Source organism: Labrys wisconsinensis, from assembly GCF_030814995.1.
Classification (GTDB): domain Bacteria; phylum Pseudomonadota; class Alphaproteobacteria; order Rhizobiales; family Labraceae; genus Labrys; species Labrys wisconsinensis.
In genome coordinates this window covers 1-13,820 of the sequence record NZ_JAUSVX010000035.1, presented here as the reverse complement: position 1 = coordinate 13,820, position 13,820 = coordinate 1, and the positions used below count along the sequence as shown (strand labels likewise).

The 13,820-nt window shown below is 70.6% G+C and carries 12 protein-coding genes and 1 tRNA gene; 8 read left to right on the top strand and 5 right to left on the bottom strand.

All coding sequences use genetic code 11. From position 1 onward, the window contains the following. The first annotated feature begins 81 nt into the window (after positions 1-81). The 7 genes from QO011_RS41920 to QO011_RS41890 all read left to right on the top strand — a co-directional run bounded on the left by QO011_RS41920 (position 82) and on the right by QO011_RS41890 (position 9,373). Complete coding sequence (locus tag QO011_RS41920; protein ID WP_307286561.1) at positions 82-2,208, top strand: oxidoreductase; 2,127 nt, start codon at positions 82-84, stop codon at positions 2,206-2,208. A 224-nt stretch (positions 2,209-2,432) separates the two neighbouring features. Continuing rightward, positions 2,433-3,956, top strand: coding sequence for a sugar ABC transporter ATP-binding protein (locus tag QO011_RS41915; protein WP_307286559.1), 1,524 nt, complete (start codon positions 2,433-2,435; stop codon positions 3,954-3,956). A 122-nt stretch (positions 3,957-4,078) separates the two neighbouring features. After that, positions 4,079-5,143: an ABC transporter permease gene (locus QO011_RS41910; RefSeq protein WP_307286557.1), complete on the top strand. Its 1,065-nt coding sequence runs from the start codon at positions 4,079-4,081 to the stop codon at positions 5,141-5,143. A 129-nt stretch (positions 5,144-5,272) separates the two neighbouring features. Next, a complete protein-coding gene (locus QO011_RS41905; RefSeq protein WP_307286554.1) occupies positions 5,273-6,277 on the top strand; it encodes a sugar ABC transporter substrate-binding protein in 1,005 nt (334 codons plus the stop codon). A 225-nt stretch (positions 6,278-6,502) separates the two neighbouring features. Beyond that, a complete protein-coding gene (locus QO011_RS41900; protein ID WP_307286600.1) occupies positions 6,503-7,759 on the top strand; it encodes an LVIVD repeat-containing protein in 1,257 nt (418 codons plus the stop codon). A gap of 112 nt (positions 7,760-7,871) precedes the next feature. Further along, positions 7,872-9,221: an FAD-dependent oxidoreductase gene (locus QO011_RS41895; RefSeq protein ID WP_307286552.1), complete on the top strand. Its 1,350-nt coding sequence runs from the start codon at positions 7,872-7,874 to the stop codon at positions 9,219-9,221. Between the two features lie 23 nt (positions 9,222-9,244). After that, positions 9,245-9,373, top strand: coding sequence for a hypothetical protein (locus QO011_RS41890; protein ID WP_307286549.1), 129 nt, complete (start codon positions 9,245-9,247; stop codon positions 9,371-9,373). Positions 9,374-9,386: 13 nt separating this feature from the next. Here QO011_RS41890 and QO011_RS41885 read toward each other — a convergent pair whose 3' ends face one another. Both QO011_RS41885 and QO011_RS41880 read right to left on the bottom strand, forming a co-directional pair. Further along, positions 9,387-10,409, bottom strand: coding sequence for a LacI family DNA-binding transcriptional regulator (locus QO011_RS41885; RefSeq protein ID WP_307286547.1), 1,023 nt, complete (start codon positions 10,407-10,409; stop codon positions 9,387-9,389). Between the two features lie 129 nt (positions 10,410-10,538). Next, a complete protein-coding gene (locus tag QO011_RS41880; RefSeq protein ID WP_307286545.1) occupies positions 10,539-11,261 on the bottom strand; it encodes a DUF1223 domain-containing protein in 723 nt (240 codons plus the stop codon). Positions 11,262-11,535: 274 nt separating this feature from the next. On the opposite strand from QO011_RS41880, the gene QO011_RS41875 reads away from it, so the two are divergent. After that, a complete protein-coding gene (locus QO011_RS41875) occupies positions 11,536-11,865 on the top strand; it encodes a PilZ domain-containing protein (RefSeq protein ID WP_307286541.1) in 330 nt (109 codons plus the stop codon). A gap of 34 nt (positions 11,866-11,899) precedes the next feature. Here QO011_RS41875 and QO011_RS41870 read toward each other — a convergent pair. The 3 genes from QO011_RS41870 to QO011_RS41860 all read right to left on the bottom strand — a co-directional run. After that, positions 11,900-11,984 (bottom strand) — tRNA-Leu (locus QO011_RS41870). Between the two features lie 35 nt (positions 11,985-12,019). Then, entirely contained in the window at positions 12,020-13,549 is a 1,530-nt protein-coding gene (locus QO011_RS41865; RefSeq protein ID WP_307286539.1) for a mechanosensitive ion channel family protein, read from the bottom strand. A gap of 118 nt (positions 13,550-13,667) precedes the next feature. Then, positions 13,668-13,820, bottom strand: a 153-nt coding sequence (locus QO011_RS41860) for a DNA translocase FtsK (protein ID WP_307286598.1), incomplete at its 5' end; no start/stop codon positions are given.

Sequence of the window (13,820 nt, the reverse complement as noted above, 5' to 3'; positions counted from 1 at the left end):
CCGACGACGCCTGTCCCTTCGGCAGCGACGAGGCCGGGCGCATCGCGCCGGCCCGCGGCCGCGCAACGACGGAACCGAACCATGCCCTTGTCCGTCCCGGATCTGGAAGAGCGCCACGGCAGGCCGCCGGAGGAGCCGCATCCGGCCCTGCCGCTGATGTTCAGCCCGCTCCGCATCCGCGGCCTGGAGCTGCGCAACCGCCTGGTGTTCCAGCCGCATTTCACCGCCCTCGGCGGGCGCGACGGCATGGTCTCCGACGCCCATGTCGCCTATCACGAGGAGCGCGCCCGCGGCGGCGTCGGCCTGATCGTGTTCGAAAGCCAGGCCGTGCACCCCTCCGGCAAGATGTCGCGCCGCTTCGTCAGCGCCTGGGATCCGGCGACGATCCCGCGCTACCGCCGCCTGGCGGAGGCAGTGCATCGGCACGGCGCCAGGCTGATCGGCCAGCTCACCCATGGCGGCCACACCTCGCTGGAGAATCCGCCGCACCTCCTCTGGGCGCCGACGCAGATGCCCGAGCCCTCCAGCAACTTCTCCACCAAGGCGATGGACCTCGACGACATCGCCGCGACGATCGAGGGCTTCGCCGTCAGCGCCCGCAACGCCCGCGAGGGCGGCTTCGACGGCGTCGAGATCAAGGTCGCCCATGACGGCCTGCTGCGCTCCTTCGCCTCGCCCTTCTTCAACCACCGCACCGACCGCTATGGCGGCTCGTTCGAGAACCGGGTGCGGCTCTCGGTGGAGGTGCTGCAGGCGATCAAGGCGGCGACGGCGGCGGACTTCCCGGTCGGGGTGCGGATCTGCCTGCACGAGTTCACGCCCTTCGGCTACGGACTCGACTACGGCCTGCGCCTGGCCGAGGCGCTGGAGGCGACCGGCTGCGTCGACTATTTCAACGCCGATGCGGGCTCCTTCTCCAGCTACTGGATGGAGATCCCGCCGGCAGGCGTGGCGGCCGGCACGTTCCGCGAGCTCAACGCGGCGCTCAAGCGCCAGACGCGGCTGCCGGTGGTGGCCTTCGGCCGGATCAGCCCGCCCGAGCTGGGCGAAGAGATGCTGGCAGCCGGCGAGGCGGACCTGATCGGCTTCGCCCGCCAGCTCATCGCCGATCCGGAAACGCCGAACAAGCTGCGCAGCGGGCGCAGCCACCTGGTGCGGCCGTGCATCGCCTGCAACGACGCCTGCATCTACCAGGTCGGCCAGGAGAAGCAGGTGCGCTGCATCCACAATCCGGCGGCCGGCCGGGAGCGCGAGGTCAGCGAGCGGGTGCTGCCGCCGGTCGACCGGGCGCGGCGCGTGGTGGTGGTCGGCGGCGGGCCGGCGGGGATGAAGGTGGCGGAAATCGCCAGGCGACGCGGCCACGCCGTCACCTTGCTCGAACGGGCCGGCGAGCTCGGCGGCCAGGTCCGCCAGGCGGCGCGCCAGCCCGAGCACCAGGCCATTGCCGGCGTCGCCGACTATCTCGAGGCGGCGATCCGCGATCTCGGCGTCGACATCCGGCTGCGCGCCGAGGGCTCGCCGGCCGCGATCGCCGCGCTGGCGCCCGACGTGCTGGTGGTGGCCACCGGCTCCGAGCCGAACCTGCCCGACAGCAATGCCCGGCCGGCCGCCGACGTGCGGCTGGCGCGCGACCTCGGACGCCAGGTCGTGCCGGCCATCCCCGGGCTCGACCTGCCCTTCGTCGTCTCCGGCGACCAGGTGCTCCGCGGCGAGGTCCAGCTCCAGGGCCGCGTCCTGGTCATCGACGTGAACGGCCGCTGGGAGGCGGCGGGCACAGCCGAATACCTCGCCGACCGCGGCTGCCGGGTGGAGATCGTCACGCCGCGCCACGCGGTCGGCTCCGACCTCGAAGGCGGCACCCGCACGCTGTTCTACCGGCGCGCGGCGGTCAAGCGCATCGCCATCCGTCCCGAGACGGCGCTGGTCGCGATCGAGCCGGGCCGCGTCCGCGTCGCCTCGGTCTTCGCGGCGGATGCCACATCGGGGTGGGACGGATACATGCTCCATCCCGGCGCGGAAAGCTGGATCGAGGGGCTCGACTGGGTGGTGGCCGTCCTGGGGCGCCGCTCGCGCGAGGATCTCTATCACCGCTGCCGCGAGGCGCCGGAGCTGCGGGGCGTGCGGATCGAACGGGTCGGCGATTGCGTCGCGCCGCGGCTGATCGAGAGCAACATCGCCGAGGCCCACAGCCTCGCAACGCAACTTTAGCCGGAGACGAAGATCGCGCACGACCAAGGCGAAGACCGAAAGAATCTCAGTCTCCATCCGTACTGGCAAAGCAACATCGACGCTCGGTGATCACTATTTCCTGCTCTATGCAGCCAGAACTGAAGTAAATTTAGAAATAATACTATTGACAATCGACGCGAATGGGTCTTCAGTTTCGACCAACAATGACGACGTAAACGTTTAACGCCCAAGGGGAGGACGTGGTGCCGGATTCGACGGAACAGGCCAGGAGTGCCGGACGCAATGCCGCGGGCGCACCGGTCCTGGTCGCGCGCGGCATCACCAAGTCCTTCCCCGGCGTGCTGGCGCTCGCCGACGTCGACTTCGAGGTGCGGCCGGGCGAGGTGAATGCGCTGCTGGGCGAGAACGGCGCTGGCAAGTCGACGCTGATCAAGCTGATGGCCGGCTTCCATGCCCCGGACGGCGGCGAGCTCACCGTCGAAGGGATCCCTCTCGCCGCCAACCCGGCGGCGGCGCATCGGGCGGGCGTCGCCACCATCCACCAGGATCATCACCTCGTGCCGAACATGACGGTGGCCGAGAACATCGTGCTCGGCCGCTGGCCGACGCGGCTCGGCCTCATCGCGGTCGATGCCCTGCGCGAGCGCGCGGCCGCGGCCCTGGCCCTGGTCGCGCCGCACATCGCGCCGAACACCCTGGCCCGGCGCCTGTCGCCGGCGGACGGGCAGCTCGTCGAGATCGCCCGGGCGCTCGCCGAGGATTCCCGCATCCTGATCATGGACGAGCCGACCACCTCGCTCTCCCCGCCGGAGATCGACCGGCTCTTCGAGATCGTGCGGGACCTCAAGGCCAAGGGCCTCGGCATCGTCTTCGTGTCGCATTGGCTGGAGGAGGTGTTCCGGATCGCCGACCGGATCACCGTGCTGCGCGACGGGCGCCTCGTCGGCTCGCGCCCCGCCGCCGAGCTCGACCACGACGCGGTGATCCGCATGATGGTCGGGCGGCAGGTGCGCGAGACCGTGGCGGCGCCGCGACCGATCGGCGACGTGGTGCTCGAGGTGAGCGGCCTGACGCGGCGCGGGGTGCTGTCCGACATCGATTTCCAGGTGCGGGCCGGCGAGATCGTCGGGCTCTCCGGCCTGGTCGGCGCCGGGCGCAGCGAGCTCGCCGCCTGCATCTTCGGCATCGACTCCTACGAGCAGGGCAGCGTGCGCATCGGTGGGCGCCCGGTGCGCCCGCGCGACCCGCAGGCCGCGATCGCGGCGGGCATCGGCCTGGTGCCCGAGGATCGCCGCGCCCAGGCCCTGATCAGCCTGCTCAGCGTCTCGACCAACATCACCATCGGCCTCCTGGACCGGATCTCGCCGGCAGGCCTCCTGTCCTTCGCCGCGGAGAAGGCGATCGTGGCGCGCGAGGCCAAGGCCCTGGCCATCAAGATGCCCTCGGCCAAGGTCCGCGTCTCGACGCTCTCGGGCGGCAACCAGCAGAAAGTGGTGCTGGCGCGCTGGCTGGCGCGCCGCCCCCGGCTCCTGATCCTGGACGAGCCGACCAAGGGCGTCGACGTCGGCGCCAAGGCCGAGATCAGCGAGCTGGTGCTGCGCCTCGCCGGCGAGGGCATGGCCATCCTGCTGATCTCTTCGGAGCTGCCGGAGATCCTCGCCCTCAGCGACCGCGTGCTGGTCATGCGCGCCGGCCGGCTGGTGGGCGACATGCCCCGGGCGGAGGCGACGAGCGAGGCGATCATGAGCCGCGCGACCAGCGGCTAGGCGGGCTCGGACACGGAACGCGGACGCTGGCGCCGCAGCGACTTTGGCATTTGCAGGATGTCCGGCCCGCGCACGGCCGAGATGCCGCACAGGGGAACGGACAAGGGAACGGATATATGGCGATGGATCAACACTCCCTCGGCGCGTCCTTCGCGAACCGCGCGCGGCCGGCGTCGCGGTTCGGCGCCAACATCTCCTTCCTCGACCTGGTGCAGGGCATCGGCCTGCTCGCCGTCATCCTGCTCGGCTGCCTGGTGATGACCGTGGCGAGCCCGGTGTTCGCCACGACGCGCAACCTGGAGAACGTGCTGCAGTCGGCCACCATCATCGCCGTCGTCGCCATCGGGCAGACCTTCGTCATCCTCGTTGCCGGGATCGACCTCTCGGTCGCCTCGGTGCTGGTGCTCTCCTCGGTGCTGAGCGTCGGCCTGGTCGAGTTCAACGGCTGGTCGCCCGGCCTGGCGATCCTCGCCGCGCTCGGCACGGGCGCGCTGTTCGGGCTGGCCAACGGCCTGGCGGTGACCAAGCTGCGCATTCCGGCCCTGATCGCGACGCTCGCCACCATGAGCATCGGCCGCGGCCTCGCCTATATCTTCTCCGGCGGGCAGAACATCGCCCCGGTGCCCGATATCTTCGTCGACCTGCAGGACGCGCGCATCCTCGGCGTGCCGGCCGTGATCGTGCTGACCCTGGCGCTCGCCGCCATCGCCCAGTTCGTGCTGTCGCGCACCCGCTTCGGGCGATCCGTCTACGCCACGGGCGGCAATGCGCTGGCCGCCCGGCTCGCCGGCATCCGCACCGACCGCGTGATCATCGCCACCTATGTCATCTCCGGGCTGATGGCCGGGATCGCCGGCCTGCTGATCACCGCCCGCTTCGAGGCCGGCGCGGCCACGGCCGCCCAGGGCATGGAGCTCGCCGTGATCGCCGCGGTGGTGATCGGCGGCGTCAGCCTGTTCGGCGGCGAAGGCAACATGGGCGGCATGCTGCTCGGCGTGCTGCTGCTCGGCCTGGTGCAGAACGCGGTCAACCTGCTCGACGTGCCGCCGAACTACGATTCCGTGGTGAGCGGCCTGGTCATCGCCGCGGCCGCCGCCCTCGACGTCTATCGCCGCAGCTATCTCGAGGCCGGCCTGCGCCGGCGGGTCATCGCCGCCAAGGAGGCGAAAGCCGAGAAGCCGAAATAGGCCGCACCCGCGGTCCCGCCGCTCCCCGTCCAGGCGCCGGCCTGCCGGGAGGAACGATGCCGCTCGCGCCGAGCGGTCCCAAGAAGCCTTGCAACAGAGCCTTGCATCATCATCGGAAGGAACGTGACCATGGACAGCAACGACACGCACCGCCCATCCCGCCGCGGCGTCCTCCTCGGCGGCTCGGCCCTCGCGCTGGCGGCGGGCCTGGGGCTTGCCCGCCCGGCCCGGGCGGCCGACGGTCCCCTGGCGGGCAAGCGCCTCGCCTACATCGCCTTCGGCCTGCAATACGAGTACCAGGTGACGCTGGTCGGCCGCGTCAAGGAGCTCGCCGCCGAGAAGGGCATGAGCATCTCGGTGCTCGACGGCAAGGGCGATCCCTCGACCCAGACGACCCAGCTGCTCGACGTGGTCTCCAAGCAGCCCGACCTGATCCTGCTCAACCCGGTCGACGCCAAGCTGCTGCAGGGCGGCGTGCGCAAGGCCAACCAGTCCAACATCCCGCTCTTCCTCCTGGAGAACCTGCCGCCGGAGGGCGACTGGGTCGCCTACAACACCTTCGACGACGAGGCGGGCGGGCGCGCCGGCGCCGACGCCATGGCCAAGCTGATCGGCGGCAAGGGCCTGGTGCTGGAATGCCGCGGCGCGATCGGCTCGGGCCAGTCCAACCTGCGCTTCAAGGGCTTCCACGAGCAGGCCGAGGCCAAGTATCCCGGCATGAAGATCGACACGCTGAAATGCGAGTGGACGGCCGACAATGCCCAGACCCTGGTGGTCGACGCCTTCACCCGCGATCCCAACGTCGCCGGCATCTGGGCCCATAACGACGAGATGATCCGCGGCGTGGTCTCGGCGCTGCGCCAGATCAACCGCCTGAAGAAGGCGGGCGAGGACGGCCATATCCCGATCGTCGGCTTCGACGGCACGCCGCTCGGCCTGCAGCGCATCCGCGACGGCATCCAGGACGCCGATGTCGGGCAGAACCCCTTCTCCATGGCCGAGTCGATCGTCGGCAGCATGGAGGCCCATCTCGCCGGCAAGCCCTTCGAGAAGAAGACGCTGATCCAGCCGGTGATGATCTACAAGGAGAACGTCGACGACCAGAACAATTGGGGCAACCGCGTCAAGGCCTGACGCGCTCCCAACGGCTCGCGCCGCCGGTCTCCTCCCGCGGCGCGAGTTCCCTTCCTCCAGGCGAGCGTCTGTCGATGAGGGCGCTGCGCTTTCGGTCGTCATGGCCGGGCATGGGCGATCTTCGATCGCCGTCCTTCGCAAGACGCCGAGGCCGAGCCTCGGCTATGCCGGCCATGCGGACGACCTCGCTTGTCCCCCGACGACGACGAACGGGCCCGCACCGCCATGAGCCGAGACGATCTTCCCCCGCCGGACCTCGCGCGCAACATGCGCATCGTCGGGCACAGCGACCAGGGCGGCCGGCCCGACGGCGTGCAGGTGATGGTGCATCGCGGCCATGCCTACGTCGGCCACATCTTTTCCGGAGGCTTCAGTGTCGTGGACGTGCGCGACCCGGCGCGGCCGAGACCCGTCGCCCACGTGCCGGCGCCGCCCGAGACCTGGAACGTCCACCTGCAGGCCCATGACGACCTGCTCCTCGTCATCAACGGCAAGGACGTCTTCGCCGACCAGGCCTTCGCCGACGAGAAGAGCTATTACCGCGCCGCCGCGGGCTCGGCGCTGACCGCCGCCGCCAACGACTTCTCCGGCCGGACCTGGACCGCGGGCCTGGCGGTCTACGACATATCCGTGCCGGACCGGCCGCGCCGCATCGGCTTCATGGAGGTCTCGGGCGGCATCCACCGCATCTGGTGGACCGGCGGGCGCTGGGCCTACGTCTCCGCCCTGCTCGACGGCTTCACCGACTTCATCTTCATGACCGTCGACATGGCGGACCCGACCCGCCCGTGCGAGGTCGGGCGCTACTGGCTGCCCGGCATGAACGCGGCAGCCGGGGAGACGCCGTCCTGGCCGGCGAACCGCAAATATGGGCTGCACCACGCCATCGTCGACGGCGACACGGCCTATGCCGCCTGGCGCGATGCCGGGCTGGTGGTGCTCGACATCGCCGACCGGGCCGCGCCCAGGACGCTGGCGCACCGCAACTGGTCGCCGCCCTTCGGCGGCGGCACGCACAACTGCCTGCCGCTGCCCCGGCGCGACCTCCTAGTCGTGCTCGACGAGGCGGTGCTCGACCACCAGGAGGACGGGCTGAAACTGACCTGGCTGTTCGACATCCGCGACAGGACCAACCCGGTCGGCATCTCGACCTTTCCGACGCCGGCCGAGCGCGACTATGCGGCGCTCGGCGGCCATTTCGGGCCGCACAACATCCACGAGAACCGGCCGGGCAGCTTCGTCAGCGACACCCTGATCTTCGCCACCTACCAGAACGCCGGCGTGCGCGCCTTCGACATCACCGATCCCTTCCGGCCGGTGGAGACGGGGGCGCTGGTGCCGGCGGCGCCGCGGGCCATGGTCGACCCGCGTCCCGGCAAGGCGCGGGTGATCCAGAGCTGCGACGTCTTCGTCGACGCCGCGGGCCTGATCTACGCCACCGACTACAATGCCGGCCTCAGCATCATCGAATTTGGCGGCTGAGCCGCCGCCTCACACCGCATGCGGCGGCCGAGCCGCCGCCCCTTATCGCACGCGGCGGCCGAGCCGCCGCTGGGCAATCGCATATGGCGGCCGAGCCGCCGGGGAGCAGCAGATGGACCTCTTCGGAACCTATGACGTCGTCGTGGTCGGTGCCGGCGCCGCCGGGACGGTGACCGCGGTGCGGGCGGCGCGCGAAGGCGCCCGCACCCTGCTGATCGAGGGCAGCGGCGTGCTCGGCGGCCTCGTCACCGGCGGGCGGCTGACCAAGCCGACCGGACTGATCAACGGCGGCGTCTTCCAGGAGATGATCGAGCGCTGCGTCGCCTACAAGGGCGCCGACGCCGCGGTGCGGACCTCCTATTGGGGCTCCTATACCGGCGCCTTCGACGCGGAGGTGATGCAGCGCGTCATCATCGAGCTGGTCGAGGAGGCGGGCGTCGAGGTGCTGCTGCGGGCCCAGGCGGTCGAGGCCGTGATGGCCGGGGACCGGCTGGAGGGGCTTGCGGTCCGCACCAAGTCCGGCACGAGGCTCGTTCTCGCCAAGGCCTTCGTCGACGCCTCCGGCGACGGCGACGTGGCCGCGCTCGCCGGCGCCGAGTTCATGCTCGGGCGGCCGGCCGACGGGCTGACCCAGCCGATCACCTCCTATTTCCGCGTCCTCAACGTCGACGTCCCGGCCCTGGTCGCCGACTGCCGCGAAAGCGCCGACGACATGTGGGAGCTGGTGCATCCGCCGGAGGCGGGCGGCCGCAACGAGGACTATGTGATGGCCGTGCTCGCCACCGGCTTCACCCGCCGCATCGAGCGGGCCAAGGCCGAGGGCTTCGACTGGATCGTGCCCAAGAACCACATGACCCTGAAGACCGGCCTGATCCCCGGCGAGGTCAGCGTCAACGTCACGCGCTTCCATGGCAACGGCCTCGACGACCGCGTGCTCAGCCGCGCCGAGATCGAGATCCGCAAGCAGGCCTATTGCGCCTTCGACTTCCTCAAGCGCTATGTCCGCGGCTTCGAGGCGGCGATCTTCCTGGAAGTCGCGCCCAAGCTCGGCATCCGCGAGACGCGGCGCATCCGCGGGCGCTACGTGCTGAGCGAGGCCGACGTGCGCGGCCAGGCCCGCTTCCCCGACGCGATCGGCCTGTGCAACTCGCCGGTCGACGTGCACGAGCCGGGCGGGGACCGGGCCATCATGGACAATGTCGGCGAAGGCTATGGCATCCCCTTCCGCTGCCTCGTGCCCGAACGGATCGGCGGCCTCTATATGGCGGGACGCTGCATCTCGGTCGACGAGGTCGCCTTCGGCTCGACCCGCAACGTGCCGGCCTGCGCCATGACCGGCGAGGCGGCGGCCATCGCCGCCGCCTTCAGCGCCGGCCGGGGCGTCGGCACCGCCGAGGTGCCGGTCGCCTTCGTCCAGGATCGGCTGCGCCACCACGGCACGCGGCTGGGCACCCCCGCGTGACCGGCGGAGCCGGTCATCGCCGCGTGATCGACAAAGTCGAGCATCGCGTCCCCCGCGTGATCGATCTCATCGATCATCGCGTCTCCAGTGTGATCGACAAAGTCGATCATCGCCGCGTGATCGGCTTGCCGGTCATCGCGTCCCCCGCGTGATCGGCCCTGCCGGTCAGGCCGGGACGCGGGCGTGCGCGCCGCAGGATTCGCGGATGATCAGGCTGGTTCCCAGCGTCAGCCGCACCGGCGGGCCGGTGCGCTTCTTGAGCAGGCGGTCGAACAGCAGGTTGGCCGCCTCCTGGCCGAGGGCGTAGCTCGGCTGCGAGACCACGGTGAGCCGGGGCCGGAAGGTCGAAGCCCAGGGGAAGTCGTCGAAGCCGATGACGGCCATGTCCTCCGGGCAGCGCAGCCCCCGGTCGGACAGCGCCCGGATCAGGCCGAGCGTCATGAAGTTGTTGGTGCAGAACGCGGCCGTCGGAGCCGGCCTGAGGTCGAGGACCTCGCTGCCGGCGACCACGGCATCCTCGATGCGCGAGCGGCTGGTGACGACGAGCCTCTCGTCGAAGGGGATGCCCGCCGCCTCCAGCGCGTCGCGGTAGCCCTCGATGCGCTCGCGGATCGAGGTGGCGGCGAGATGGGCGTTCAGCGCCGCGATGCGCCGGTGCCCGAGGCGGACGAGGTGCGTGACCAGCCGGAAGGAGGCGTCGCGGTTGTCGACGATCACCGCGTCGGCATCCAGCCCCGGCAGGAAGCGATCGGCGAAGACCACGGGCAGGCCGGTGCCGATCAGGTCGTTGAGATAGTCGCGATTGCCGCCCGCCGGCACGATGACGATGCCGTCGACGCGCTTCTCCAGCACCACGTCGAACAGGCGCCGCTCCTTGTCCTCCTGCTCCTCCGAGTTGCACAGGATCAGGTTGTAGTTGGGATCGCGCGCATGCACGGCATCCTCGATGCCCCGCACGAAATCGGCGAAGAACGGGTTGGAGATGTCGGAGATCATCAGCCCGATGGTGCGGGTCTGGCTCATGCGCAGGCTGCGCGCGATGCCGTCGCGGCGATATTTCAGCGCGGCGATCGCCTTGAGCACCCGCGCCTTCACCTCCGGCGAGACGCGGCGAGACCCATTCACCACATGCGAGACGGTCGCGACGGACACACCAGCCTTCTCGGCGACGTCGCGTATGGTTGCCATCGGTGTCGCGGACGCTCCCGGGAAGGTCGAGTTAAACGTTTATACGTCGCGTCGTCGCGCGTCAAAGCGCCCGTCGGCCCATCGAGGGCCGGGTTTGGCTGCACCGATGCCGGGGAAACGGCCGGGCCTTCACCGCATCGCGACGGAGCGCTCCAGCGCGGCGCCGAGAATGGCGTTGGGGCAACCCTTCTCCGTCTTCTGGACCAGGACGGCGAAGGCGTCGGCGTTCGGGGTGGTCACGGCGCTGCGGGCGAGCGTGAGGGTCATCGGAGCGCCGGAATAGTCGGCGACCTTGCGCATGGCGCGCACCACGTTGGTGTAGGTCGCGGTGGTGCCGCTGTTCTCGCCGCGCTCGATGATGACGCGGGCGCTGGTCTCGAGCGGGGCGACCAGGACCTCGCCGGAGCCGCTGCCGGCGCCGACCGAGATATGGTACTCGTTGTTCGGTCCCGCCACGATCGAGACGGGAACGGGCAGGAGCTGCCCCTTGGCGGTGTCGACGATCGCCTTCTCGACCAGGGCGCGGTCCGAGCCGACGCCGTGCACCAGGCCGTTGACCACGACCTGGGGCGTGTAGATGTCGCGGTCGCCGCGGCCTTCGGCATAGGCGTGCTGGCGCATGCTGAAATCGTGGCGCGCCAACGTGTCCTTCCAGCCGAGATAGTCCCAGTAATCGACCGGCAGGGAGAGGGCGAGCAGGCTCGGATCCCTGGCGAGCTCGGTCACCAGCCGGTCGGCCGGCGGGCAGGATGAGCAGCCCTGGCTGGTGAACAGCTCGACGACGGCGCGCGGCTGCGCCACGGCCACGCCGGCTGCGGCGATGAAGACGAGCGAGACGGCGAGGCGGCGCATGGGCGTGGTCCGGTACGAGTTCGGGTTGCCGACCCCAGCCAGGGCCGGTTCGAAACATCCCCCATATCCAAGATCCAGGCCCCGGAACGCAGCGCTGACCCGCTCCGCATCCGACGCGGCCTTTCGCCACAGCAATAGCCGGTGTCGCCATGGGAGGCGAGTCACGGAGCGGAGAGGCTCCCTCAAGACGGCGTGAACGCCGGCCGCAGCGGGCGTCGTGCGATGACGCGCGTCATTCGCAGTTTCTTAGGAGGTCCCATGCGATGCTGTGGGCATGAGCACCACGGCCCCCGATGCTTCTCCCGACGATCGCCGCACAGCGCCGCGGCAACGCGTGATGAAGAGCGCCAAGATCACCTTCGGCGACTTCATCTTCGCCCGGGATTGCACGGTCCGCGACATCTCCGCCAGCGGCGCCCGCGTCACGGTGACGGGCGCCAACGAGATCCCGAACGAATTCTATCTGGTGATGATGACCAATCGCATGATGCACAGGGCGCATGTCGCCTGGCGCAAGGGCGACACGCTGGGCGTGACCTTCGAGGGCGAGGCGGAGAACATCGCCAGGAGCGACGACCCCCGCCTGCGTCAGTTCAAGGCTTGAAGAAGCAAGGCTCGGCGAGCGCTGCGCCGCGTGTTGGTGCCCCTAGCCGGAATCGAACCAGCACTCCTTGCGGAATCCGATTTTGAGTCGGACGCGTCTACCAGTTCCGCCATAGGGGCAGCGCGCGCGGACTATAGCGAGCGGGCCTGCGCCGTCAATCGCCGCCGGGCGGCGAATTCGCCTGGGCCGCGGGGTGGCGGCGCGCAGCGTGCGCATCCGGCCCGGGCCGGACATGATGCACCCGGAAATAATCCCGGATCCGGGCCAGGAGCTGCCCGGGCGGCACGGTCTCGGCGCCGACGCTGGCGGCGACCCGGCGATCGAACAGGGCCTGGCCGCGGCGGGCCGACGCCTCGAAGGCGTGCATCAGGTGCGGCGTCTCGGCCAGGAGCGGCGCCAGGTGCTCCTTCCTGAGCTCGAGGACGTCGCTCGGCGTCAGGGCCGTGATGGTGGCCGCGTGCGGAGCCCCCGTCAGCAGGCCGATCTCGCCGATATAGTCGCCCGCGCCGATGCGGCCCAGGCTCGAGGACCGGGCTCCGACGGTGCGGGTCACCTCCATCACGCCCGAGGCGACGAAGAACAGCGACCCCTCCGTGTCGCCTTGCCGGAACAGAGCGTCGCCCGGCTCCAGCGACCGGCTCAGCGCCTGCCGGCACAGCCGCTCGCGCTGATCGTCGGCGATGTCGTGGAACAGCGGGATGGCGAGGAAGCGGCGGCTGCCGGACGCCGGATCCGGCTCGCTCGTGGCGCCGCCCCCGGGCCGGTCGGCGGTTTCGACGCCTGCCGACCGGAACTGCCGGAGCACCTGCTCCAGGAGGGTGCTCTTGGCGTGCCAGAGATCGTTGCTGCTCGCCACGGCGAAGCCGATCTCGTACTCGTTGCTGCGCCGGCCGATGCGCACCAGCGCGACGGCGGGCTGGGGCTGGGCCAGGATCCTGGGGCTGAGCAGCAATGCGTGCCGGACCAGCTCGGCGACCCGCTCGGGCGGGACGCTGGCGGCGCAGGGGATGCGGACGGAGTCGCTGCGCTGCGGCGTCGGCACGCTGCGATTGATCACCCGGGACTTGGCCGCCACGCTGTGCGGCACGGTGGCGATGTCGCCGCCATCGGTGCGGATGCGGACGGAGCGCCAGTTGACCTGGTCGACGACGCCCTCGATCGGCCCTTCCAGCCAGACCCGGTCGCCGATGTTGAAGGGGCGCTCGATGCCGACCGCGATGCCGGAGAACACGTCCGCCAGGGTGCTCTGCAGGGCGAGGCCGAGGACGATGGCGATGACGCCCGAGGTGGCGAGCAGGGCGCGGATCGGCAGGTCGAGTACGGTGTCGACCACGGTGAGGACCGCCGCAAGGTAGATCAGCCCGGCCAGCAGGTCCCCCTGGAGCCGGCCCTTGGCGGCGAGGCCGCGGTTGAAGAGCGTGCTGCGCAGGACCTCGACCAGCAGCCGCGCGGCGAGCAGCCACCAGGCGGCGACGACGACCTGCTCCCAGACGACGGCTGCCGCACCTGTGGCGACGAAGACCGGCTGGAGCGGCGAGCCGACCATCTGGACCACCGCCGCGGTGAGGCCGGCGAGCAGCACCGCCCCCGTCGCCAGGCGGAGCCAGGCGGGGAGCGAGCGCATCATCCGCCAGGCGGTCGCGCAGAGGCAGATCAGGAGCCCGGCGGCGATCTGGCTTGTCATGTGGGCGATGGTCCGGCGGGCGCCGGGAGGGCCCGGCCATGCCGGGAAGGTTAGCCGGGAATCGCAGCCGAAGCAGCAGTCCTTTCAGCAGCGCCGGAGGCCGCCTCCGAGGCTTCGCTCAGGCGTCCTCGTCCTCCATGTCCGGGCCGCCGACATGGATGATGCGGTCGCGGCTATAGGAGAGGATCTCGCGCTTGCCGGCATGGTTGGCCGGGCCGACGAGGCCCTCCTTCTCCATGCGCTCGACCAGGGAGGCGGCGCGGTTGTAGCC